The following is a 21,579-nucleotide window of genomic DNA, read 5'->3' on the forward strand; positions in this document are numbered from 1 at the left end:
CCCTCCTTCAATTCTTGTGGATCCTCCCGCAGACCGGCGGAGCAGAGCGCCAGGATGTGGCGGAAATCATCGCCATGCTCGGCGGCGAATGGAGCAACGTGTGGTGGTACCTGCCTCTTGGCATTATTGGCGGCGGCCTCGTCGAAGAACTGTACAACCGCGGCTTTTTCATCGGCGCACTCGCCGGCATTTTCAGGCATTCTAAGATCGCGCTCTATGCAGCCGCCCTGTTGTCCATCGTTTTTTTCGCAGCCGGCCACCTGCCCCGCAACTTGGTCGAATGGATTGACCTGCTCATTCCAAGCGCGGCGTATACCGTCTTGTATATCTACACCGGCAGATTGACTGCCTCGATCGTCGCCCATGCTTTATGGAACACGGCTGTCGTCATTTTGGTGATGCTCCTCTACTCTTGAACCCCGTGCACCAAAAGAAATCGAGTCCAATCCGTAAAAGTTGATCTATTTCGCTTGCCGCTGCGTTCTATAAGCAAGAAGCAACTAGAAGGAGGAGGAAACAACATGATCAACAAAAAATTCACTTTACTGCTCGCTGCCGGAATGCTGTCACTCGCTGCGTGCGGTCAAGACGACGCTGCCAACGAAGAAGAAACGCAAACTCCTGCACAAGAGGAAAGCACGGAGATGGAAGAAATGCCTGAAGAAGAGCCGATGGAAGACATGGAAGAAGAACCGGAAACGGAAGAAGAGGCTCCTGAAGAAGAGCCCGCTGAAGAGGCTGCCGAGGAAGAACCTGCAGAAGACGCCGAAAGTGACGAACAGGCAAATACCCCTGAAGCCATGAGCGGCGAAGCTTCCGACTTATTGTCGAACGGCGAAATGACCAGCTTTGTGTTCAATGAAGCCGGTGAATACGCAGTCTACTGCGAACCGCATCCAGTCATGCAAATGACGGTCATCGTCGAAGAAGGGGCAGAAGCGATGGATAAAGTCTCCGTCGACATCGCCGATTATGAATTCGGTGAAGACACGATCACTGTCGCACCGGGCACGATCATTGAATGGACCAACCAGGACCAAGTGCAGCACAATGTCGCGTTTGAATAAAACTCTTTACACAAAAACAGCACGGACACTGGGAATCCTAGTGTCCGTGCTGTTTTTTATGAGAATTTATCTATAGAAAGGCGCTGGCTGGTACTGCCTCGAATCAAGTTCGACACCTTTTAGAGAATCGGAATATCAGAACTCTCCCCGCATACAATGTAAATTATTGGTACAATAAATAAAAGTGGAGGATATTTCTTCTTTCATTCACCGACCCGTATCAATTGAAACGGATAAAGCGTTAATGAACACCATACAACTAGAAGAGTGTCTCCAATTGAAAAAGAACATGAACTATTTAATCGTTCTGCTACTGGCTGTCTTTATGGCCGGTTGTACAGAAACAGAACAAGCGGCAACTCCAGAAACCGCGGTGCAAGAAGAAACAGCCGTTGAAACAGAAGCGCCGGAACAAGCGGAAGCCGACACCAAAGCGACAGAAACAAGCAACGAGAAAGAAACTGCCACAAGCGACACGGAACAAGCCGATACGACAGTTGAAGAGAAACCCGAAGCAGAGGAACCCGCCCCAGAACCTGCGGAAGACCAATTCGAAGGATACGAACTCGTCGAAGTCGACGGCGGCGATCTGTCCGGACACCGCGAAGCGAACACTGTCGTTTCCGTCGGCTACGGCGACCGCGAATACTGGGCGTTCACGAATGAATACGGCCAATTGGAACGCGTCACGGCGGACGAGATCATTTTGCAAGATGACACGAGAGAAGATGTATTAGATTCCGGCCGCTACTATTCCGACGAAGCCAAAGTGCCAGGCGTCGAAAGCGACATCTTGGACGAAGGGCACGTCATCGCGGATTCACTTGGCGGCGTCTCGAACGCCTATAACATCACCCCGCAGGAAAGCACACTCAACCGCCACGGCGACCAGGCGTATATGGAAGACGTCATTCGGGATGCGGGCGGCGCCACTGATTTCGAAGCCATCATCACCTATCCCGATACCGAAACGCAAGTGCCTTCCAGCTACCAATACAGCTACACCGTCAGAGGAAACGAAGTGGTCGACACATTTGATAACGTCAACCCCGATGAAGTTCAAGCGCTCCGGAAACGAGCAGTCCAGCGGCAAGCGGTGACGTCTCGAGCGTCGACGGCAACGGCCAAGTGACGATCCAAGAAGCGAAAGACGCCGGCTTCACCATGCCTATCATGAGCGATCATTGGCTCTATCCACATATGCGCGATAACGATAATGATGGGATGGTTGGGGAATAAAGCTTGAAAGCTCATAAACTTTATATATTTCGTACTCGAAATTTTTGAATTAAAAAATAGCACTCCAAATTCGCGTTACACAGGCTGTCAAAACCTATGCGAATCGGGGTGCTATTTTGTATTTTAGACTGGCACTGAAAGATCTATCTTTTGAGCATTTTAAGGTCTGCGATTCTAAAGTGAGCAGGTTATACAACAGCGTTAATTTCAACTCTTCGATTTCACCAAAGAGGTTTTTGCTCATTTGAGAGCTTGATGGAATAGGGAATAAAGAAAAATGTACCGATAATTAATAAAACCCCAAGAGGAATGTAAAATATATTGCTTAAATCGAAGAGTGTACGAGAGAACACAAGGACCATCAATAACAAAAAATAAATAGCATAAAATTTATATCCAGCCTTTTGAGATACATATTGCCGTTCCCCACAGTTCGGACATATTTTGTTATTCTTAAAACCAATTTTAGCCGTGTCTAGCCAACTCCATTGATAATTGCAGTTTTCACAGCTCGGCATTTTACTTCCTCCTCCCTTCGAACTCCAGAACATTCTAATAATTATATTATACATTTTTTCCAAATAAAATCCGAATCCTTTGAAAATCATATCGTAGACACCTAAAACGAATGTCTAAAAACCTATAAAGTATGGGTGTCAATCCGAGTTATATAACCACATCTAATTAGATGGTTATTTCAGTTTTACGATTTAAAACTGCTTGGCTTATTTTAGTCAGTGTATCTTGAAGCATAAAAAACATCGCTCAAGGCGATACTTTTACCGTTTCCTATCCAATTGTCCACTGGGAATCTAGTTCACACTTAGCAGATTTTAAATTCTCTTCCAACCATGCGCACCCTTCGCCCAGCCGCCAATCGCGACCCCCATCGCGATCAAAGGTGATGCGAATTCCACATCTTCCATCACCAAATACTGGTGGCCGAGCGGGATCAGTTTCCCCGACAGCAATAACTCTTCTCGCAGCTTCAAATAGCGCTTCGGGCATTTCTGCGTAGTCGTGCCCGCAAACTTCGAGCCGCGCTGCACGACAAACTGCTCCCCTTGGTAAAACCCGCTCGCATCCGCCCCGCGCTTTGACGTGATGTAGAACAATTCCGGCGGTGTCTCGTGATAAAGCTTCACCATCCCGCTATCAAACGGATCGACCGCCTGCTCTTCCCCGGTCGCCGGATCCACCTCAAAAAAGCGGTACACTTCTCCAAACTCCGGATGCTCAATCGCCGCAACAAAAAACTCCTTTTCCATCAGCCTTCCTCCTATTCTAAGAAAATTGCCTTTCATCTCTTAGATAGATGGAAACTGCGAAAAAGGAGACAGGATTGTGAAAGTTTTTTAAAAATTTGGCTGCGAATTTTGGAAACGCCGATGTATCAGCTTTTCCATTGAAGTTTTACTGCTTTAGTAACGACTGGACACGCTGCGGGTCGAAGCCAAGCACCCACTCGCCATTGATGTTCGTTTGCGGAACACCCATCTGGCCAGTTGCCTGAACGAGGCGGCTCGCCGCTACCGGATCTTTCTGGACGTTGACGTCTGTGTAGGCAACACCATTTTGATCCAGGAAGTTTTTGAGCATTGTGCAGTATGGGCATGTGTTGGTTGAGTAGACAGTTACTTGGTTAGTCATGTAAATCCCTCCTGTTTGAGTAGAATTTTTTTATAAATCAAATATACCCTTTGGGGTATATTTCATCAAGTAGATTGCTCACTGTTTTGAAGTAATTCCTTAAGGCACTTAGCAAAAAGGATTGGTTCTCAACCTCTCAGATTTGTAGTATCTTCTTAATTTAATTAGTCATATCAAAAACGGCAGAATGAGTTTTGTAATCACTCACCCTGCCGCTATTTTAGTTTCTATTAATCGCTTTCCTCTCAAAATAAGCATGCAACCGATATTCAGCAATTTCCTTTGTCCAATCAAAAAGAATACGCTGATGTTCATTACTTGACAATAAATTCAACGAAAACGTTCCTTCATCGAATGTCACCAAGTCGTTTTTCGCACTGCCGCTCCATTTTGTCATCGGCATCCGTTCAATCAGATCGGCAATTTTCTTTTCGTCATAGTCTCTGAGCTTTCTTCCCTGCACATCATTGAAGTCAGCATTCAAACGGTATTGTTTAGCTGTCAGGAACTCGTGGAAATATGGTGCGGCTTCCACTGGCGTGATTGGCTCCAGCCAGCTCTCCACACCCTTCGACAATATATAGCTCAAGACGACCATTTTATAACTTTTATTCATCCCGGTTTTCTCGACTTCTAAAAACCAATTTTGGTGCTTCGTCCACACTTCAATCTCTTCTGCTTTCAACTCTGCTGCATAAGCAAGTAAGCCGAACCAGCTGCCGAATTCCTGCTTGACTGTTTTCGAATCTGCCGCCCCTTGGAGATGAAATTCCAAATAAGTCGGGCGCCTGCCGAGCTCCCGTTTTAATTCACGGTAAGCTAGAACCATTGCTTCTTTTCTAGGCGCGCGTTTTTTCCGCAGCTCTTCCAATAAATTGACGACTTCCAATTCTAAATTAAAATCGCAATTCACAGGAACCAATGGCTCGACACCTTGAGCTTTTCCTTTAGCTCGAGGCGCTGTATCAAATACGGAAAGCTTCAAATCGGCATTGCGATAATTACCGATAAAGTCGATGATAACGCAGTGATCCTTTTCGTCCGCAATGCGTAGCCCCCGGCCGATCTGCTGGGTGTAAACCGTGAGCGACTCAGTGGGGCGGATGAAGAGTAAGGTATCAACTTTGGGAATATCGACACCCTCATTGAACAAATCGACCGTGAAGATAATTTCCAACTCTCCTGAATCTAACTTAGCTCTCGCCGCTTTCCGCTCTTCTGCAGGCGTACCGCCCGACAAACTCATCGAACAAATGCCGCGCTCCCGGAAAAACTGGTCCATAAACTGCGTCTGCCGGACCGTCGAACAAAAGACAATCGTACGGGTCTGCTTGTGCTTTTGCCACGCTTCAAAAACCGCTTCGGCATAGTCTTCCCTCAACTGCGCCTGAAGCAACTCCTCTTCATCATAGCGGTTCCCGAGCCAGCGAATCTTCGAGTAATCGGTATTATCGTATACCCCGAAATAACGGAACGGCGCCAGCCAATTGCGTTCGATGGCATCGAGGAAATGAATGGAAATCGCGACGTTGCCATCGCACAAGGCATACACATCCTGATTGTCCATCCGGTCGGGCGTTGCCGTGATCCCAAGCAAAAACTGCGGATCGAAATGCTCCAATAGCCTTCTATAAGTCGGAGAAGCTGCATGATGGAATTCATCCACGACAATTAAATCGAACGCATCGCGGTCGAATTGATCCAGATGATACTCACTTCCCAGTGTATAGATGGAAGCAAACAGAAAATCTGCGGAGATATCTTTTTCTGTCGCATGGTAGAAAGCGGAGTTTTTATTGGGATGAACTTTTTGGAACGATTCTTTTGCCTGCTGGAGGATCTCCTGGCGATGAGCAACAAACAACACACGCTTAAATTTCTTTGCAAAAAACGCCGCAAGATAGGTTTTCCCGAGCCCTGTCGCCAGCACAGCCATCGCCCGAGTGTACTCTTCTTCCATCACAGTATCGAGAGCATCAAGCGCTTCCTGTTGGGCAGGCCGAGGCTCTAATTCGGTTATGTAAGGTGCTTCTGTTTCAATAATTTCCTCGGGCTGTGATGACCCGAGCATTAGCCCTGTTTCTTCTGCTTCCGACCACACAGGGCTGATCGGCCGTTTGAGATTCGCTTTTTCATGAAGCATTTTATATTCCTCGAGCGTTTCTTTGTTCAAAGGAATCGTCTCATCCGCGTAGAAATGCGCTAAAAATTTCTCTGCCGCTTCGTCAAATACCGTTTCATCCACTGAAGTCGGCGCGATCAAATTCCATTCCACGCCTTCGGTCAATGCGGAGCGGGATAGATTGGACGAGCCGACGATCAGGTGAGAAGTTTCTTCGCCTCGAAACAAATAAGATTTCGGATGAAACGAAGCACCCCCGCTTTTCCATAGCCGAATTTCAGCGGAAGGTAATTTTTCTAGTAACATCTCCAGTGCTTCCGGCTGGGTTACGAAAAGATAGTCACCAATCAATAGCTTGATCGGCACACCTTGGTCTGCTGCTTCTTTCAAGAACGGTGTCACGATTCGCACACCGGACTTCATCGCAAACGCTGTAATCCAGTTAATATCAACAGCTTCTTTTGAAAGCTGGTTCAAGTGACTCACAAGCTGTGAGGTGACCAGTTGCAGTTTACTCATCTTCAACCTCGATTAAAAAGATTCGATCTTTGAAGCCGCCGCGTTTTTCTGCTTTTTTGATACGGACTTCTTCAACTTCTTCAAATGAAGATCCATTCAGTTCAGCGGCTGCATGGATTAGTTCCAGAATATCTGCAAGTTCTTCGACCGCATCTTCCGGATTATCAGTTTCCTCATATTCACGAAGCTCCTCAGTGAGTTTCTTCGTTACTTCTGTTTTATATTCTTCTTCTGATAAAACGCGGGTTTCGAATTGAAGACCGCTGTTAGCGATTACTTGTGGGATTTTATCTCTTACTAATTTGTTATATATAGGCATAACTATTCTCCTTTTCGAATAATTTATAAAGACTCCACCAAATATCGATAAAGCTTCTGCTCCACCGAATTCTCCAACTTCATATCCATCTGAACCACTGGGATGTCCCGGTGGTTTTTGTCTTTCATGAGGGATTCTTGGACCGATTTTGTATCAGGTAACGCTCTACCTAAATAGTAGAAGTCACCGCCCTCATCGTCGTCTTTTTTCACGAAGATATGAATGTCCGTTCCGTTTTCGCTGGCTCCAAGAATTTTTTTGACTTCTTCTGAGGCTAAGCTTCGATTGCTGCGAGTGAACCAATGCATCGTCTCTTGGTTGATCAATTCATCACCGTACGCAACACTCGATTCAACTTCATCACTTTTATGGTATGTCACGAAGATTGGACAAGTACCGTACTTGGTTTTGTATCCATAAATCGTCGAACTCTCGTCATTGTCCCAGTTCAACAAACGGCAGACGTCTTTGCGCGTGTATTTTTTGTGCAGTGTGAGTTCTTGTTGTTGGTTATAGCGTGTACTGTGCTGTCTTGCAGTAGCGAGTAAGTCTCCTACTGCATTTCGGAATGAACTATTCTCTTTTAAACTGTTTTGGATTTGTTCGTTCCACCTAAGCAACTTCCCCTGTGGTTCAATGAGTGGGTTTTTTCCATATTTGGTCTTTCCACCTTGATTGAAAAACTCTAAAGTAAATACGCGCATGACCGAGCGGAAGGTTTGTTCATTCCACGAAATGCCTTCAGCATCTAATTGCTGCTGGTACTCTTCTAACGATACTTGCCCATTTTGCAAAAGCATTTCTGCAAGCAGAATTTCATGCACTCTTTTTCCATTTAATATCTCCAGCGACAGCATCGTCATCACTTGTTCTTCGTACGCTCCCCATAACGGATCCACTTCTTTCAGCTTTAAGAGGAACTGATGATAGGTATGGTATTTTTGGACGATGACCAGTGGGTCGATTGAGTTGTGTTCGATAAAATCATGCATCGATGGAATATGGCCAATGCGGTTTTTCAGCGCAATGTAGGCTTCTCTTAATACCTTGAGATCCGTCAGCTTGCTATTGGAAATCGCTTGAAAGACGCGGTTTTTCGCGATCATTTCAAAATTTACTGTAGAAACGCCGGTGATGTAATTGGTGTCTTTTAACGAACGGCGGATATTGTCTTTGTTTTGAGAGCGGTCACCAGAAAGCGCCATCGGAATCATGTAATTATTTTTATAGTTACCAATGAAATCGATGATTGTCACAAATTCTTTTGAGCCGTGCTTACGGAGTCCGCGGCCTAATTGCTGGATGAATATAATGCTCGATTGCGTTTGCCGCAGCATAACGACTTGATTGACGCTTGGAATATCGATACCTTCATTAAAGATATCAACGGTCAGGATGTAATCGAGAAGACCATTCTCGAGCCGTTCGACTTGGCGAAGACGTTCTTCTTGAGAGGTATCCCCTGTTAAGGCGACGGTTTTCAGTCCCCTTTCATTAAACGCCAAAGACAATTGATGCGCTTCGTCTTTACGACTGCAAAACATTAAGCCTCTCACCTTTTCGCCTGAATGTCCGTAGTAATATATTTTTTGTAAAATGTGATCGACTCGCTCTTCTGCCACAAGTTTTGAAAAGGCAGTCGCTTCATCAATAACGCCTTCCTCGTATTCGAGCTCTGTCACGCCAAAATAATGAAACGGACAGAGCATGTCTTCTTCTAATGCTTCCTGTAGCCGAATCTCGTAGGCGATATTGTAATCAAACAGCTCGAAGATATTGAAGTCATCGGTTCGTTCAGGTGTGGCGGTCATACCGAGTAAAAATTGCGGTTCGAAGTGATCGATGACGCGCTGATATGAACGCGCCCCCGCTTTATGCACTTCGTCGATCAGAATATAATCGAAGCTTTTTGGATCCAATTGACGCAAAGTTTCTTCTCTCGATAGCGTTTGAATGGTGGCGAACACATAGCGTGCATTTAGATCCCGGCGACTACCGGATAAAAAGCCAAACTCTTCTTCCACTCCACCTAAGATCTTCATATAATCTTGTTTGGCTTTTTGCAAAATTTGTTCACGGTGAACGATAAATAGCATACGCTTTGGCGCAAAGCTGCGGACATCAAAGGCGGATAAATAGGTTTTCCCTGTTCCGGTCGCAGAAACGACCAAGCCTTTTTGATGACCTGCTTCGCGTACACTTTCGATTTGATGCAATGCGCTTACTTGCATTTTATTTGGCTCAATATGTATGGCATCTTCTACTGGATTGGGTGTGTAGACTTCTGGAAACTCCGCGACTTGTTTAGCATCCTTACGGTATTCGATCGGGACGTACTGTTTTTCGTAGTTATGGATCCACGTTTCTGTTAGCACTTCAGCTTCGTTCCATACCGCTTCAAACTGCTCGTTGAAATGATGAATGAGTTCTCCATTGCTGTGAGAGGTGAGTTTGATATTCCATTCATAGTTCACTTTTAAGGCTTGAGCAGTTAAATTGGAGCTGCCGACGATCAAGGTTTGGTGGGTGTCATGTGTGAAAATATAGCCCTTTGAATGGAAGCCTTTTTTATTGGATAAACGAACTTCGACGTTGGTAATTTTCAAAAGTTCTTTAAAGATTTTCGGATGATTAAAACTTAGAAAAGTCGATGTTAAAATACGACCCTTGATTCCTTTTCGATCTAAATCCGCTAAATGCGATTTCAATGTCGCGAGGCCACTTTCTGTGACAAACGCTACGGAAAACAAAAAGGACGTACATTGGTCCAACTCTTCTAATAAGGTATTGAGCACATAATGATTAGAAGCTGTGTTGTTAATCAGCAATTTCGGCTTAAAGCGATCCGTCGTTTGAACGTCACGGTCGATAAAGCCTTTTTGTAAGGATGCACTCAATTCTTTTGCGATATCCATGCTCATTCCCCTTATCCTTGTGAAGATTTAATTGGCGAAAGTTGCCGCCAGTTTCTCAATTGCCGGAATATCAGCCGGCGCCCAGTCCAAGCTCGGCAGTTCATGTGCCGCCAACCATTTAATCTCAGTGTGTTCCGTCAATACCGGTGTGCCTTTGGTGAGTTTACAATAGTAGGTTTGCAAATGGACGATGCCAAAATCGTATTCGTAGCTCGTATGTTCAACTTGCTCCCCGATCTCCACTTCGCAATGCATTTCTTCTTGAATTTCACGCTTCAAGCTTTCCTGCGGCGTTTCGCCCTGCTCGATTTTGCCGCCTGGAAACTCCCATAAACCGGGAAGACTTTTTTCCATTCCGCGCTTTGCACAAAGAATGCGACCGTTGTCGATAATGACCGCTCCGACGACATGAATATCTTTTTTCATTTCTATCTCCCTTTCATCAAGCTATTACTTACATGATAACATATGTAAAATATCCCCTTTTCTAAATATTTCGATCCATCTCCTGTTACACTGGAAGAAAGAGGGTTTTATTCAAGGAAAGGAGAGTAATTGATGAAAACTTACTGGTTGCTCGGCATAATTCTGCTTGTCGATCTGACTTTGCTGTTGATTGACGATTACTTTCCGGCCGCACTCGGGTTTTTAGGCATTCCGGTGTGGTCATTGTATGCGCTGCTTGGGGTTCTGATTATCGTGAGCACCCTGACGCATAATCCTGAACTGGAGAAGCGCTTTGGGCTTCATGCCTCATTGTTGTTGACTGTCTATCCTATGCTTGTCATGGTGTTATTGACGGTACTAGGCGGCGAATCAGCGAGCGGCCTCTCTGTCACCAGCCCTTTCCTTTGGGTCTTCTGGGGAATCATTTTGTGGATGGGGTGGCGCGACCATAAAAAGCAGATGGCGCAGGACGAACAAGGACTGGAATGAATGTTTCTTCATACATAGACGATGTAAAAGTTTGATACTTGAATTGAAAGGATGGCTTGTTGCTATGTTGTGGATACTTACACAGAACAAACAAAACCTGATGAATGTCAAAAATATTTCTGTAAAAGGAAAGTACGTCGAAGGGTTTGTAGAGAACAGCTTGTTGGATCAGTGGAACAAAGTTATGGGCAAGTATGAATCCAATGAAAGAGCATTAGAGGTTCTTACAGAGATTTTCGCAAAGATTAATGAAAGCGATGGGGCTGCTGTTACGTTTACGATGCCTCAAAAATAAGGACAGAATCAGCAGGGATTAAAAATTCTTAAACGGAAAGGATAGATTCCATGGAAGAAGAGCACTGGGACATAAAAGAAATTAAGAAGTTAAAGAAAAAGCAGTTACTGCTGGGCAATCTCTTTATGCTGGTGATTTTTCTCTTATTTGTCTACTTTTTTGAAAGCGGAAACCTCTTCATTATCACGTGGATCATTTTAGCGGGGCTCTTACTCGTCTTTTTGTTCACCTTGTACACCCTGCTAACCGGCAAACTGATTGGCACGAAAACCAGCCGGCGTGTTCAGGCATTCGACAGGAAATACTGGGGCAAGAAACGGTGGAAGCGCAAAAAAATAGTTGAAGCAGCCCTTTATGCAATTCTAGGCGGCGGCCTGGCGTATTTACTGTTCACTGTAGATTTCAATTTTCCAAATCAGCCCATCACCAGCTCTCTCTTCCCTTTTATCGGAGCTTGGATTGGTTATAACATAGGCGAGATCACGAGAATGAAGAACTTGAACGGGCAATCAACCAATGGCTAGTCGCTCCAGTTTTACATGGTGAAAACCTATGCAGATCAGTTAATTGAATGAACCGCTTCTAAACTCTCAGTTCGGGTGACTGAGAGTTTTTTTATTCCTTATACCATCTCTCCCTCTATCCAAGACCTTCCCCCGGCAACTTCCCCCCCCATCCCCAGCGTCCATTTTTAAAACCCTACTCCCAGGAGGCGCTGTGTGATGAAAACGTTTTGGCTGTTCGGCTACCGGCAAGCGCTTTGCTGCATTTTTCCTGTCATCATTTTCGCGGCACTGGCTGTGTCGAAATACATCGAGATTCCTTTTGTGCCCGGGTATGATTTTATTCTGCTCGTGTGCATACTCGCGCAAGTGTTCATGCTTACGTCCAAACTGGAGACTTGGGATGAGTTCAAAGTCATTTTGGTGTTCCACGCGATCGGGCTCGGGCTGGAATTGTACAAGGTTCATATGGGCTCGTGGGCATATCCCGAAGAAGCCTACAGCAAGTTTTTCGGCGTGCCACTGTATAGCGGATTCATGTACGCCAGTGTTGCGAGCTATATTTGCCAGGCGTGGCGGCGTTTTGACCTGCAGATGTATGGATGGCCGAAGCCTTTTTACAGCATCGCCATCAGCGTCCTCATCTACGCGAACTTTTTTACGCATCATTTCACGTATGACATCCGCTGGGGGCTGAAAGTGTTGCTGGTGTTGATTTTCTTCCGCACCGTCGTCACTTTTCGCATCGATGACAAAATCTTTAAGATGTCACTGATTCTCTCGTTCCTATTGATCGGATTCTTCATCTGGATCGCGGAAAACATCACGACCTTCCTCGGCGCCTGGCAATACCCGAACCAGGAAGCGGCCTGGTCGCTCGTCCATATCGGCAAAATCAGCTCCTGGTTTTTGCTTGTCATCATCTCGGTGATCATCGTCGCCCAACTGAAGCGGGTGAAAAGTTCATTACAACATCCCGCGCGAACCAGCATGATGGCACGAAAAGAAAGCTGATAGAAAGTTTGTCGCTCCAGTCAAAGAACTTTTGACATTCCCCAATAAATGGAGTAAATTATCATGTGGACGAACAATCACATTCGTTCTATATAATAATATTCGTGTTTAGGGGTGTAATTAATGGAAAATGTGTTTGACTATGAGGATATTCAATTAGTTCCTGCAAAAGCAGTGGTAAATAGCCGTTCAGAATGTGATACATCCATAGAGTTTGGCGGGCGCATGTTTAAATTACCGGTCGTGCCGGCCAATATGCAGACAATCGTTGACGAAAAGATCGCCAAATTCCTGGCAGAAAATAATTACTTCTATATTATGCATCGCTTCGAACCAGAAAAACGCTTGGCGTTCGCAAAAGACATGCAAGAGCAAGGGCTGTATGCGTCAATCAGCGTTGGGGTCAAACCGGAAGAGTACGATTTCGTTCAAGAGCTAGTGGACGCTGGAATCACGCCGGAATACATCACCATTGATGTGGCACATGGCCATTCGAATTCCGTGATCGACATGATCGGGCACATCAAAAAATCACTTCCGGAGAGCTTCGTCATCGCCGGGAACGTCGGGACGCCGGAAGCGGTGCGCGAACTGGAAAATGCAGGCGCAGATGCAACGAAAGTGGGCATCGGGCCCGGCAAGGTGTGCATCACGAAGATCAAAACCGGATTTGGTACAGGCGGCTGGCAATTGGCCGCGCTGCGTTTATGCGCGAAAGCTGCGAGTAAGCCGATCATCGCAGACGGCGGCATCCGCACGCACGGCGATATCGCGAAATCGGTGCGTTTCGGCGCTTCCATGGTGATGATCGGCTCGTTGTTCGCCGGACACGAAGAATCCCCTGGACAAACCGTCGAGCAGGACGGCAAGCTCCTGAAGGAATACTTCGGGTCAGCGTCCGAATTCCAAAAAGGCGAAAAGAAAAACGTTGAAGGCAAGAAAATGTTCGTGGAATTCAAAGGCTCAATGAAAGACACGCTAGTCGAGATGGAACAGGATCTGCAGTCGGCGATTTCCTATGCGGGCGGCAATCACTTGCTCGCCATCCGCCAAGTGGATTACGTCATCGTCAAGAACTCGATCTTTAACGGCGATAAAGTGTATTGACCCATTAAATCAGACCACAGCGGGAATTTTTCCGCATTAAAAAACCAGCCACTGCGGCTGGTTTTTTTCGTTTACCCCTTATTCAATTCCTCGTTCATTTTGCGCGCCTGTTTTCTAAAATAGAAGTAGAAGGCGATCCAGATCAAGATATAGAAGAACACAAAAATCGCGATCATCAAGAGCATGCTCGAAACGGTGAACGGAAACCAGCCGATGCCGACAGCGAGCACGAAGTACAGCACAATGATGGTGACAAAGTGGGCTGCTGTTTGCTTCGCGAGCGACCACTTGTGGTTTTCAAAATACAAGGTGCTTGCCGTGAAGAACCAGCCGCACAGCATGCTGCCGATCGAGTTGCGCAAGAACAAGCCGCTGTCCAGAGTCTCCTGCCCGCTCAATACGACGGCGTTGGTCATGAGGACGCTGAGAAAAGCCCCAAAGAATATACCTAATATGCTTCGGATCAAAAAGGTTTTCATTTTTCTTTCCTCCTATTCATTTTTAATGATTCTTTGATGGCGTTAACGTAATTGCGGGAGACGTATTCCTTCGCGCCGGATTTAAAATAGAGGCATAAGGTGCCGTTGAACGACGCTTCAAAGCGGCTCATTTCATCGAGGTTGGCGATGACCGATTTCGACAGCCGGATAAATTGGCTTGGCGGCAATAGTTCTTCCAGTTCGTACAGTTTTTCCTTTAGGCGGAACTCCCCTGTTGCGGTAACGGCTGAGACCGCTTCGTCGGTGGTGTGGAAATAATGGATGTCTGCGGGCTTCAGGATATGGCGCATTTCGCCTATCTGTCCGACGAGAAAACGCGTGTCCTGTCCTTTGATGAAATCGATGATGCTTTTGATCGACTCGTCCATTTCCTTGCATTCGATGATGATTTTCGTTTCCTCATGCTTGCTGTCGATGTCTACAGATACTTTCACTTGCCCTCACCTCTTTTTCCGAATTTACGGTGTGCTGCGTGTGTCTGAGATTTCCCATTTACAGGTCCCCTCTCGTATATAAGCTGCTTTCTTATAGCCTTAGCTTATGCGAAATTCTCCATCCTGTCCCCGCTTTTTCGCCAACAAGCAGAAAACGCCCAGTAAGGTGCAGAAATGCAGCGGTAAACAGCAACAGACAGGCCAGCTCGAAATTCAGCTGGCCTGTCTGTTCAGTTGTATTGATTTTAATTTAGACTCTGTAATGACCTGAAATATCAGTTATGATTGTTTGCTTCAAGACAATAACTTCTTCTCTAATACAATCTTCAACTGGCCGCGCGGATCGATTTCCGTCTTCAAGACGTCAAAACCCGTCTGGATATTCAGCAGCAGCATGCCGCGCCATTTGTTCATCGTCTTGGTGCGGACGACTCCGTAGCCTAGTGCTTGAAGATCTGCGTGTTGTCTGCGCATCAATTCAGAGGCGATTCCGAGCTTCCGGCAATCAGGACGGACGCCCCCGAGCCAACTGTAGAAAAGCTGATCGTCCAGGGCATAGCCGATTTTATAGCCTACGACGCATTTGTCTACTAAAGCCACATAGACCAATACAGTTTCCTGGCGGTTGAGTTTCTCCAGCCAGTGTCCCGGCCCACCAAAAATCAGCCGGTGCAGCGCGGTGATTTCTTCCGCTATTCCATGGGGCGGTTCGGAACTGAATTTTTGATAGTGGATGTTCATAAGCTTGCCTCTTTCTGTTCAAATATATGTGTGCATTTCTCTGCCTCGAGAAACCCCAGTCTAGACTCCACTTACGTGAGGTTTATGCGCCGGACAGTCTTTAAGATTTCAGCGACTCCCATCGCTATCAACCCGTTCAACGCAGCAAACACTGAGTATAGAACAGTTTGCCCCTCTACCTCATCAGAAGGCGCCCGCGAGCATCATCAAGCTACCGAATATATATAGCATCGAAACTAATTTCATAATATTCTCCTTTTCTTTGCGTATAAAAATAATCGCTGTGTTAAGTTAGAAGATCTATCTACCGATTCTTTTGATTAGAACAGGACTGTTTGACGAGAAACTTCAGCATGCAGTAGATAGACCCTGCAATGCCCGCTGCGAAGTCAAGTGCTAGAAACACAACCGTTTTGCTATCGACCGTATCCCTGCTGATTTCATGGGTGCTTAGTTAGGAAAAGCGAGCCAATAGGCGAGTGGCAAAAAGAGCAGCGCAAAGATGCCGGTGCTGATCCAGGTATGCTTTTTCGGAATGCCCCATCTTTTTTCGAGTGCTTGAACGTGAACCGAGATTAATAAAAAGCCACTAAATCCAAACAGGAAGCTGAGCTGATCCTGGTGAATCGATAGCGCCCGAATGATCCCTAGCCCAACCAAAAGCATACCTGCTCTGCATAAAATTATGTTGAAATACTGTACTTTCTTTTCTTCTGTCATCTTTCCGCTCCTTTCAAACTCAAATCAAAAAGTTAAAGACGTCGAAATAGATCACCAAGGTGACTGCCGATATCCAAACCGTCATCTCGCTCAGCGTCAAAATGGCCTGTTTGGGCTGTTCGGAATGCTTCCATTGGAAATAGGCTCTGACGAAGGCATCTGATGCTATCCAAACAATGAATAAGAAAAGGTAGAATATTACCGGGAATTCTTGGTATATAACCAACCAAAAGGCGATCAAACTCACCAGAACCCACCCCCACCTCACCCATTGCTCAATCTTCCGGTGTTGCTCGTTAATGTAATCAAAAGAAAAGAAATCCTTCTTTTCTTTTTCGATTTTCAATAGTTTCCTTAGGATGATTTTTACTATGGAGACGAGTACAACAACCCCTAGAATAACCAATCCGATTTCTAGCCACATGGGTGCACCTTCTTTTTCTAGAGTTATAGTCGATAAAAAAATAATTCCCGCCAACTTGAATGCACCTTTTATCAACGGCTCCGTGCAACAATTAGACCGACTTCATTTGTTTAGTGTTTGATTGCCATGAAAAATATTTAAAATGAACTCTTTTTCCGGAACGTTCAATTGTTCATATCCCAAGAGGAAATCTTGATTGTCGTAAGCTACATGCTTTAATGCGACATTGATTTCTGTGGCTGTTAATTCAACAATGGCATATCTGGCAGACGGCTTGTCATAACAGCCAAGCGACCCTGGATTCAAGTAAGTTCGTTGTGCAGAAGAAAATTGATGCACTGGATGGTGATGGCCGAAACAAACCAAATCGAACGGTGATTCTTTATAAAGCTGATCCAATTTTTCAGCAGTCGGCTCAACATCGATAGGAAGAAATCGCTGCTCAGCGTCTAAATGGTAATGAGTAAACAAGATCCTCTGCCCCTCATACTCCACCATTATCTCTTTGGGAATGGCTTCTAATTTAGGCAACAGGCGTTGATCGAATCGTTTTGCCAACCATTCGTGATGAAGCTTTTCACCGCCTTGGCTATCGCCATCTTCTCCCTCCAAAATCGCAATCAATTCTTCTTCGTGATTCCCGATAACAAACGAAATGTCTTTTCTGGAAAACAAAATTTGCAGCACTTCGTTGGTCTCGTACCCTATTCCGACCATATCCCCTATGCAGTAAATGTGTTTCACTTGCGGATCCCGGTCGATTTCTGCTAATGCTGAAAGCAAAGCGCGGCTATTTCCGTGGACATCCGCGATGACTGCGATAGTTGTACTCATCTAATCCCTCTCTTCGAACTTCCCCAGTTATTTTGTGAAGCTTATCTAAAGTTCTAAAAAACCGAATACCCCACCTCGATTTATGGTATATTATGTAAAAAAACATTTAATTATTTAAATAGATTTTTAAAGCTAAGTAAAAGAGTAAAATGCGGAATAATAAAGAGGTGGGCTGAGATTGAATAATTCAAACAGAAATATCTTTAACACCAACTTTGAAAAATATGAAGACCCCGAATATTACGACCTGGAGTATCAAAATTATTTAAGCGATGTGCCGTTTCTCTCCGAATGGGCTGAAAAATCGACTGGTCCCATTATTGATTTAGGCTGTGGCACAGGACGAGTCACGATTCATTTAGCTCAGCAAGGGCATCAATTAATTGGCGTAGATCTGCACGAGGGCATGCTGGGCAGGGCTAGAGAAAAAACACTCGATGCCAATCTATCAATCGATTGGGTTTTGCAGGATTGTACGCAGCTTGCTTTGAACACTGAAGCACCGCTTATTTATATGACAGGAAACTCTTTTCAACACTTTCTCACGAATGAATCGCAAAATCAGTTATTAAAGTCTGTAAAAACTCATTTAAGTGATGACGGTGTCTTCATTTTCAATACGCGTTTTCCTATTTTAAGTGAACTTGCACAAGTCGAAGAATCAACACGAACTTATACTGATAAGCGCCATCGTAAGATCCGCGAAATAAATACTGAAACCTATCATCCATTAACCCAGATTTTGCACTGCACATCAGTTCGTAAAATACTCGAAGGTTCCAACGAGTATTCTGTAGAACAAGACAGTATTTCCTTGCGCTATGTGTTCCCCCTAGAAATGGAACGAATTCTCACAGAAAACGGATTGGCGGTATTGGAAGCATATAGTTCGTGGGATAAAAAGTCATTACATGCTTCCTCTAGTGAAATGATTTATGTCTGTAAAAAGCGGTAAGCCATTATTTGCTCTGATAGTTCCATTCCGGCTTTCTTATAATTTATTCCGTTTCCTGCGCTTGCGTTTTCGATGCCAACTTCCCAAGCAAGCCCTTTTTTTGGATAAACAAGATGACCAGCGCTTGAACCGACATAGCAATGATGACGAGGAACAATTGCGAACTGTGGTAGAAGATATGGGAGAGTGCAAAATAGATTGGACCTGCAGCCAAATAAGAAAGGTATTGATTTTTTGTTGTGATATAAACGATTGTCGCCAGGCAGCTTGTTATGAGAAGCAACTCTCCGAACACTGAAAGGTAATAAAAAATTCCCTCAACAGAATAGGCAAGGCCGTCTAAAAGCGTCATTTAGTTTCCTCCTTCATTTACATTAATAGGCATTCCATTGATGGTAACATTTATTGGAAAAATTGTTATCAATAATTCCCAAAAATCTTCATACAAAAACCCCGCTGCCTATCAGCGGGGTTCGGTTACTTATGTATTAAAAGCGTTTCCGCTTTCATGCGCGGGTAGTTGGCGATGGTGCCGCCGTCGATGCGCAAGTCGATGCCGGTGATGTAGGAAGCCGAATCGCTCAATAGGAACTCGATCGGCGAGGCGATTTCTTCCGGTTCCGCTGTCCGGCGCAGCGGCGTGTGGTCGAGCATGGTTTGGATATCTCCTGCCGCATCCAGCACATTCATCATGCCGGGCGATACCGAGTTGAGGCGCGCGCCTTTTTCGCCCCACGCCCACGCCTGGTCTTCGACGATTAACTGCACGGCGAGCTTTGACATGCTGTTGGCCGCACCCGCATCTCCCTGCGTGAACTGGTCGAGTGTCTCCACCAAGTTGGCTGCGAGCTGCTGTTTCAACACGTCCATGTACTGGCCGTTTTGCGGCACCATGTAGGCGGTCATCGATGACACCATGACGGCAGACGTTGTTTCATTCGCAAGCGGTAAAAACGCTTCAAGCATATGACTCATGCCGATCACGTTGTCGGCCATCTTGCGTTTGGAATCGTGCGCATTCGATAAGCCCGCCGCATGGACGAGCCCTCTCAGACGGCCCACTTCTGACGCTTTCTCCGCTAAGTTTTCGACCGCTCGTTTCGATGTCAGGTCGACCGTTTCGCAGTGAATGTCGGCAATATTCTGCTGCAAGAGCTGTTGTTTCGCGAGCTTCAGGCATTTTTCACACGGATCCGCCAACACCAGCGTACCTTTCGCTCCGATGCGCTTGGCTAGTGCGATGGCGAGATCTTCTGAACCGCCTGTGATCACATAAACGTCCTTCGTCATGAGCAATTCCCCCTGTTATCTACTATAATTAGCATAAGCGTAATTTCCGTAAATAATACGAGACATTTCCTACGATATTGTCTAATGGAGTGACATAAATGATAACAGCGAAACAAACCATCACTGAAACTTTCATCCACTTGCTTGCCGACCAGGATTTTGAGGACGTGTCGGTCAAAGACATCGTCGCCTACGCCGGCATTTCCCGCTCCACGTTTTACCTGCATTTCACCGATAAATACGAATTGATGGACGCGGTCCGCAGCCAGTTGAACGGGCGGCTCTTGCAAATTTACGCCGAACCGTCGGATGCGGAGACGATCAATTTAAAGATCTGCCGCCACGTTTTCCGCTACCGCCCGTTTTACCGCCAGGAATTCGCAGACGCGGGGCGCATCCACGAACTGACGATCCGCTTTGCCGACCAGCTCGAACACGTCTTCGGCGATGAGGACCTCGCCGTCTTTGCCGGCTGGGGCACGATCGGCTATTTAGCGTCGTGGGTCAAAGGCGGCTTTGCGATGGCGCCGCAGGAAGCGTCGGACAAGCTGATGAAAATCATTTTCGCCGATTGGACGGCGAATTTGGCGGATGCGCGTGAACGGAGCAGTTGAACCATTTCTCGCGGCGAAGAAAAGCGTGAAAGCTAGCCCGCAAAACGAAAGGACTGGTAAGATGAATTTGTATCGAACCTTAATCTTAGGCGCTTTAGCGCTTGTCACGCTTTGGCTTATCACTGATTTCTTTCCAGCCACATTGGAGGCACTCGGCATTTCCTCTTGGCTCATCTTGGCTGCCCTCGCTTGCCTTGTCATTGCCATATTCGTTACGCCGAGTAGTGACGGACCACCACCAGAAAGAGGGAAGTATTCTAAATTGACCTTTACCGCTATCGGATTAGGTTATCCAATTTTGCTGATGGTGCTGCTTACCTTGCTTGGTGGTGAATCGAGCACGGGTTACTCGCTCTCAAATCCGCCTATGTGGATAACGGTGGCCGTATTTTTATGGTTCAGCTATTCCGATGACAAAAAGGCATACAAGAAAAAAATGCAAGAATCCAAAGAATAGAACGTAGCCCTCCAGTGCTGGAGGGCTTTTTGCATTTCTGGCTTATGGTGTCACGAAATCTTCACAGCGAATAACAGATTCTGCTCACACCCTTTCACATCAAGATATTTTTGTTAGACTGAGGGGAAGGCGAATATGTGCCAGCTAGGAGAGGATTTTTACGATGAAAACCTATTGGCTAATTATTGCTGTATTATTGCTAAACTTGTCTCTGTTATTGATCAATGATTATTTCCCGGGTACTCTCGCTGAACTCGGCATTCCACCATGGATCTTGTTCGTGGTTATCATCTTGATGGCTATATTCAGCTGGGCAACGGTCAAACCGCGCCGCGAGAAGAAGCGTTATATGATCATCTTTCCTGCATTGATGGTCGGCGTGCCGCTTCTGGTGATCACTGTTTTGACAGTGCTCGGCGGCGAATCCCAAAACAGCATTTCGCTGACGAGCCCGGTCTTATGGATCGGTGCCGCGGCGGCGTTATGGATTTCCTGGCTCGAGTACATGCGGGCATCCGAGAAAAAAGCAGAGAAAGCGTAAAGTTTTGCATGAAAAAAAGGCTCTTCCGCTTGGGAGAGCTTTTTTTCATGTGCTATCAGTTTTCAAACGACAAGCCCGCTTGTGCCAAATGCTTCTTCAAAGCGGGCAAAGACGCAGGCCCGACGCCGTGAAGCGCTAGAATGGCCTTTTCGCTATAACCGGACAGTTTTTCAAGCGTGTCGATGTCTTCATGGAGCAGCGCATTTCTTGCCGGCGCACTGAGCTCCCGGAGAAATCCGCGTTGCGGCTTGTTTTCCTCGTTGCATACCGGACATGTCGGACAATCGCTGCTCTTGTAATAACGGTGGCCTTTATCGCAGATGCGCAATGTCTTTTCCGCTGCCATGTTCATCGCTCCCCGTCGTTTTCTTCATTATAAGACA

The 21,579-nt window shown here is 45.9% G+C and carries 27 protein-coding genes and 1 pseudogene; 12 read left to right on the forward strand and 16 right to left on the reverse strand.

All coding sequences use genetic code 11. From position 1 onward, the window contains the following. From ON064_RS10100 to ON064_RS10110, 3 genes and pseudogenes are all read left to right on the forward strand, one after another. The coding region (locus tag ON064_RS10100) for a CPBP family intramembrane glutamic endopeptidase (protein WP_274624648.1) at positions 1 to 416 on the forward strand (416 nt) is incomplete at its 5' end. Positions 417 to 521: 105 nt separating this feature from the next. Then, entirely contained in the window at positions 522 to 1,067 is a 546-nt protein-coding gene (locus ON064_RS10105) for a plastocyanin/azurin family copper-binding protein (protein ID WP_274624649.1), read from the forward strand. A 277-nt stretch (positions 1,068 to 1,344) separates the two neighbouring features. Beyond that, positions 1,345 to 2,306: pseudogene (locus ON064_RS10110) on the forward strand (DNA/RNA non-specific endonuclease). 221 nt (positions 2,307 to 2,527) lie between these two features. Here ON064_RS10110 and ON064_RS10115 read toward each other — a convergent pair. The 7 genes from ON064_RS10115 to ON064_RS10145 form a co-directional block, all read right to left on the reverse strand. Next, entirely contained in the window at positions 2,528 to 2,824 is a 297-nt protein-coding gene (locus ON064_RS10115; RefSeq protein WP_274624650.1) for a TIGR04104 family putative zinc finger protein, read from the reverse strand. A gap of 315 nt (positions 2,825 to 3,139) precedes the next feature. Beyond that, entirely contained in the window at positions 3,140 to 3,574 is a 435-nt protein-coding gene (locus ON064_RS10120) for a DUF4357 domain-containing protein (protein WP_274624651.1), read from the reverse strand. 145 nt (positions 3,575 to 3,719) lie between these two features. Further along, positions 3,720 to 3,956, reverse strand: coding sequence for a glutaredoxin family protein (locus tag ON064_RS10125; RefSeq protein ID WP_274624652.1), 237 nt, complete (start codon positions 3,954 to 3,956; stop codon positions 3,720 to 3,722). Positions 3,957 to 4,176: 220 nt separating this feature from the next. After that, the gene (locus ON064_RS10130; protein ID WP_274624653.1) at positions 4,177 to 6,597 is read right to left on the reverse strand and encodes a DEAD/DEAH box helicase family protein; all 2,421 of its coding nucleotides are present in this window, start codon (positions 6,595 to 6,597) and stop codon (positions 4,177 to 4,179) included. Continuing rightward, positions 6,590 to 6,916 (reverse strand): nucleoside triphosphate pyrophosphohydrolase, encoded by a 327-nt coding sequence (locus ON064_RS10135; protein ID WP_274624654.1) that lies wholly within the window; start codon positions 6,914 to 6,916, stop codon positions 6,590 to 6,592. The genes ON064_RS10130 and ON064_RS10135 overlap by 8 nt, the downstream gene beginning before the upstream one ends. Positions 6,917 to 6,939: 23 nt before the next feature. Next, positions 6,940 to 9,837, reverse strand: a complete 2,898-nt coding sequence (locus ON064_RS10140; RefSeq protein WP_407951607.1) for a DEAD/DEAH box helicase — start codon at positions 9,835 to 9,837, stop codon at positions 6,940 to 6,942. A 21-nt stretch (positions 9,838 to 9,858) separates the two neighbouring features. After that, positions 9,859 to 10,257: a (deoxy)nucleoside triphosphate pyrophosphohydrolase gene (locus ON064_RS10145; protein ID WP_274624656.1), complete on the reverse strand. Its 399-nt coding sequence runs from the start codon at positions 10,255 to 10,257 to the stop codon at positions 9,859 to 9,861. 132 nt (positions 10,258 to 10,389) lie between these two features. On the opposite strand from ON064_RS10145, the gene ON064_RS10150 reads away from it, so the two are divergent. The 5 genes from ON064_RS10150 to guaC all read left to right on the forward strand — a co-directional run bounded on the left by ON064_RS10150 (position 10,390) and on the right by guaC (position 13,686). Then, entirely contained in the window at positions 10,390 to 10,767 is a 378-nt protein-coding gene (locus ON064_RS10150) for a hypothetical protein (RefSeq protein ID WP_274624657.1), read from the forward strand. 31 nt (positions 10,768 to 10,798) lie between these two features. Then, on the forward strand, positions 10,799 to 11,062 hold the full coding sequence (locus ON064_RS10155; RefSeq protein ID WP_342455329.1) for a hypothetical protein: 264 nt from the start codon (positions 10,799 to 10,801) through the stop codon (positions 11,060 to 11,062). A gap of 50 nt (positions 11,063 to 11,112) precedes the next feature. Further along, positions 11,113 to 11,586 (forward strand): hypothetical protein, encoded by a 474-nt coding sequence (locus ON064_RS10160; protein ID WP_274624658.1) that lies wholly within the window; start codon positions 11,113 to 11,115, stop codon positions 11,584 to 11,586. A gap of 198 nt (positions 11,587 to 11,784) precedes the next feature. Continuing rightward, entirely contained in the window at positions 11,785 to 12,579 is a 795-nt protein-coding gene (locus ON064_RS10165; RefSeq protein WP_274624659.1) for a DUF817 domain-containing protein, read from the forward strand. A 123-nt stretch (positions 12,580 to 12,702) separates the two neighbouring features. Next, on the forward strand, positions 12,703 to 13,686 hold the full coding sequence (gene guaC, locus ON064_RS10170; RefSeq protein WP_274624660.1) for a GMP reductase: 984 nt from the start codon (positions 12,703 to 12,705) through the stop codon (positions 13,684 to 13,686). Between the two features lie 71 nt (positions 13,687 to 13,757). Here the strand turns inward: guaC and ON064_RS10175 are convergent, their stop codons facing one another. From ON064_RS10175 to ON064_RS10200, 6 genes are all read right to left on the reverse strand, one after another. Next, entirely contained in the window at positions 13,758 to 14,165 is a 408-nt protein-coding gene (locus ON064_RS10175; protein WP_274624661.1) for a DUF3021 domain-containing protein, read from the reverse strand. Continuing rightward, positions 14,162 to 14,620 carry a LytTR family DNA-binding domain-containing protein gene (locus tag ON064_RS10180; protein WP_274624662.1) on the reverse strand — a complete coding sequence of 153 codons (459 nt, stop codon included), beginning with the start codon at positions 14,618 to 14,620 and terminating at the stop codon, positions 14,162 to 14,164. Before ON064_RS10180 ends, ON064_RS10175 begins: the two co-directional genes overlap by 4 nt. Positions 14,621 to 14,914: 294 nt before the next feature. Beyond that, positions 14,915 to 15,361: a GNAT family N-acetyltransferase gene (locus ON064_RS10185; RefSeq protein ID WP_274624663.1), complete on the reverse strand. Its 447-nt coding sequence runs from the start codon at positions 15,359 to 15,361 to the stop codon at positions 14,915 to 14,917. A 450-nt stretch (positions 15,362 to 15,811) separates the two neighbouring features. Next, positions 15,812 to 16,081: a hypothetical protein gene (locus ON064_RS10190; protein WP_274624664.1), complete on the reverse strand. Its 270-nt coding sequence runs from the start codon at positions 16,079 to 16,081 to the stop codon at positions 15,812 to 15,814. A 19-nt stretch (positions 16,082 to 16,100) separates the two neighbouring features. After that, on the reverse strand, positions 16,101 to 16,559 hold the full coding sequence (locus ON064_RS10195) for a DUF4181 domain-containing protein (RefSeq protein WP_274624665.1): 459 nt from the start codon (positions 16,557 to 16,559) through the stop codon (positions 16,101 to 16,103). Between the two features lie 48 nt (positions 16,560 to 16,607). After that, positions 16,608 to 17,339 (reverse strand): metallophosphoesterase family protein, encoded by a 732-nt coding sequence (locus ON064_RS10200; RefSeq protein WP_274624666.1) that lies wholly within the window; start codon positions 17,337 to 17,339, stop codon positions 16,608 to 16,610. 178 nt (positions 17,340 to 17,517) lie between these two features. Between ON064_RS10200 and ON064_RS10205 the strand changes: the two genes are divergently transcribed. Then, complete coding sequence (locus ON064_RS10205) at positions 17,518 to 18,294, forward strand: class I SAM-dependent DNA methyltransferase (RefSeq protein ID WP_274624667.1); 777 nt, start codon at positions 17,518 to 17,520, stop codon at positions 18,292 to 18,294. A gap of 43 nt (positions 18,295 to 18,337) precedes the next feature. Here ON064_RS10205 and ON064_RS10210 read toward each other — a convergent pair whose 3' ends face one another. Both ON064_RS10210 and ON064_RS10215 read right to left on the reverse strand, forming a co-directional pair. Beyond that, positions 18,338 to 18,646, reverse strand: a complete 309-nt coding sequence (locus ON064_RS10210) for a hypothetical protein (protein ID WP_274624668.1) — start codon at positions 18,644 to 18,646, stop codon at positions 18,338 to 18,340. A gap of 125 nt (positions 18,647 to 18,771) precedes the next feature. Next, the gene (locus ON064_RS10215) at positions 18,772 to 19,584 is read right to left on the reverse strand and encodes an SDR family oxidoreductase (protein ID WP_274624669.1); all 813 of its coding nucleotides are present in this window, start codon (positions 19,582 to 19,584) and stop codon (positions 18,772 to 18,774) included. Positions 19,585 to 19,682: 98 nt separating this feature from the next. Here ON064_RS10215 and ON064_RS10220 point away from each other — a divergent pair, with 98 nt between their 5' ends. The 3 genes from ON064_RS10220 to ON064_RS10230 all read left to right on the forward strand — a co-directional run bounded on the left by ON064_RS10220 (position 19,683) and on the right by ON064_RS10230 (position 21,196). Continuing rightward, positions 19,683 to 20,198, forward strand: coding sequence for a TetR/AcrR family transcriptional regulator (locus tag ON064_RS10220; RefSeq protein ID WP_274624670.1), 516 nt, complete (start codon positions 19,683 to 19,685; stop codon positions 20,196 to 20,198). Continuing rightward, positions 20,182 to 20,655, forward strand: coding sequence for a hypothetical protein (locus ON064_RS10225; RefSeq protein WP_274624671.1), 474 nt, complete (start codon positions 20,182 to 20,184; stop codon positions 20,653 to 20,655). The genes ON064_RS10220 and ON064_RS10225 overlap by 17 nt, the downstream gene beginning before the upstream one ends. 163 nt (positions 20,656 to 20,818) lie before the next feature. Next, the gene (locus ON064_RS10230) at positions 20,819 to 21,196 is read left to right on the forward strand and encodes a hypothetical protein (RefSeq protein WP_274624672.1); all 378 of its coding nucleotides are present in this window, start codon (positions 20,819 to 20,821) and stop codon (positions 21,194 to 21,196) included. A 55-nt stretch (positions 21,197 to 21,251) separates the two neighbouring features. On the opposite strand, the gene ON064_RS10235 is transcribed toward ON064_RS10230, so the two are convergent. Then, entirely contained in the window at positions 21,252 to 21,542 is a 291-nt protein-coding gene (locus ON064_RS10235; protein ID WP_274624673.1) for an RNA polymerase alpha subunit C-terminal domain-containing protein, read from the reverse strand. Positions 21,543 to 21,579 lie beyond the last annotated feature (37 nt).

It is taken from the genome of Planococcus sp. A6, from assembly GCF_028823615.1.
Taxonomy (GTDB): Bacteria; Bacillota; Bacilli; order Bacillales_A; family Planococcaceae; genus Planococcus.

Excerpts from the sequence above, each read along its gene's own strand:
- ON064_RS10105 (WP_274624649.1), top strand. The coding sequence starts at position 522 with ATGATCAACAAAAAATTCACTTTACTGCTCGCTGCCGGAATGCTGTCA.
- ON064_RS10115 (WP_274624650.1), bottom strand. The coding sequence starts at position 2,824 with ATGCCGAGCTGTGAAAACTGCAATTATCAATGGAGTTGGCTAGACACG.
- ON064_RS10120 (WP_274624651.1), bottom strand. The coding sequence starts at position 3,574 with ATGGAAAAGGAGTTTTTTGTTGCGGCGATTGAGCATCCGGAGTTTGGA.
- ON064_RS10125 (WP_274624652.1), bottom strand. The coding sequence starts at position 3,956 with ATGACTAACCAAGTAACTGTCTACTCAACCAACACATGCCCATACTGC.
- ON064_RS10130 (WP_274624653.1), bottom strand. The coding sequence starts at position 6,597 with ATGAGTAAACTGCAACTGGTCACCTCACAGCTTGTGAGTCACTTGAAC.
- ON064_RS10135 (WP_274624654.1), bottom strand. The coding sequence starts at position 6,916 with ATGCCTATATATAACAAATTAGTAAGAGATAAAATCCCACAAGTAATC.
- ON064_RS10140 (WP_407951607.1), bottom strand. The coding sequence starts at position 9,837 with ATGAGCATGGATATCGCAAAAGAATTGAGTGCATCCTTACAAAAAGGC.
- ON064_RS10145 (WP_274624656.1), bottom strand. The coding sequence starts at position 10,257 with ATGAAAAAAGATATTCATGTCGTCGGAGCGGTCATTATCGACAACGGT.
- ON064_RS10150 (WP_274624657.1), top strand. The coding sequence starts at position 10,390 with ATGAAAACTTACTGGTTGCTCGGCATAATTCTGCTTGTCGATCTGACT.
- ON064_RS10160 (WP_274624658.1), top strand. The coding sequence starts at position 11,113 with ATGGAAGAAGAGCACTGGGACATAAAAGAAATTAAGAAGTTAAAGAAA.
- ON064_RS10165 (WP_274624659.1), top strand. The coding sequence starts at position 11,785 with ATGAAAACGTTTTGGCTGTTCGGCTACCGGCAAGCGCTTTGCTGCATT.
- guaC (WP_274624660.1), top strand. The coding sequence starts at position 12,703 with ATGGAAAATGTGTTTGACTATGAGGATATTCAATTAGTTCCTGCAAAA.
- ON064_RS10175 (WP_274624661.1), bottom strand. The coding sequence starts at position 14,165 with ATGAAAACCTTTTTGATCCGAAGCATATTAGGTATATTCTTTGGGGCT.
- ON064_RS10185 (WP_274624663.1), bottom strand. The coding sequence starts at position 15,361 with ATGAACATCCACTATCAAAAATTCAGTTCCGAACCGCCCCATGGAATA.
- ON064_RS10190 (WP_274624664.1), bottom strand. The coding sequence starts at position 16,081 with ATGACAGAAGAAAAGAAAGTACAGTATTTCAACATAATTTTATGCAGA.
- ON064_RS10200 (WP_274624666.1), bottom strand. The coding sequence starts at position 17,339 with ATGAGTACAACTATCGCAGTCATCGCGGATGTCCACGGAAATAGCCGC.
- ON064_RS10210 (WP_274624668.1), bottom strand. The coding sequence starts at position 18,646 with ATGACGCTTTTAGACGGCCTTGCCTATTCTGTTGAGGGAATTTTTTAT.
- ON064_RS10215 (WP_274624669.1), bottom strand. The coding sequence starts at position 19,584 with ATGACGAAGGACGTTTATGTGATCACAGGCGGTTCAGAAGATCTCGCC.
- ON064_RS10220 (WP_274624670.1), top strand. The coding sequence starts at position 19,683 with ATGATAACAGCGAAACAAACCATCACTGAAACTTTCATCCACTTGCTT.
- ON064_RS10230 (WP_274624672.1), top strand. The coding sequence starts at position 20,819 with ATGAAAACCTATTGGCTAATTATTGCTGTATTATTGCTAAACTTGTCT.
- ON064_RS10235 (WP_274624673.1), bottom strand. The coding sequence starts at position 21,542 with ATGGCAGCGGAAAAGACATTGCGCATCTGCGATAAAGGCCACCGTTAT.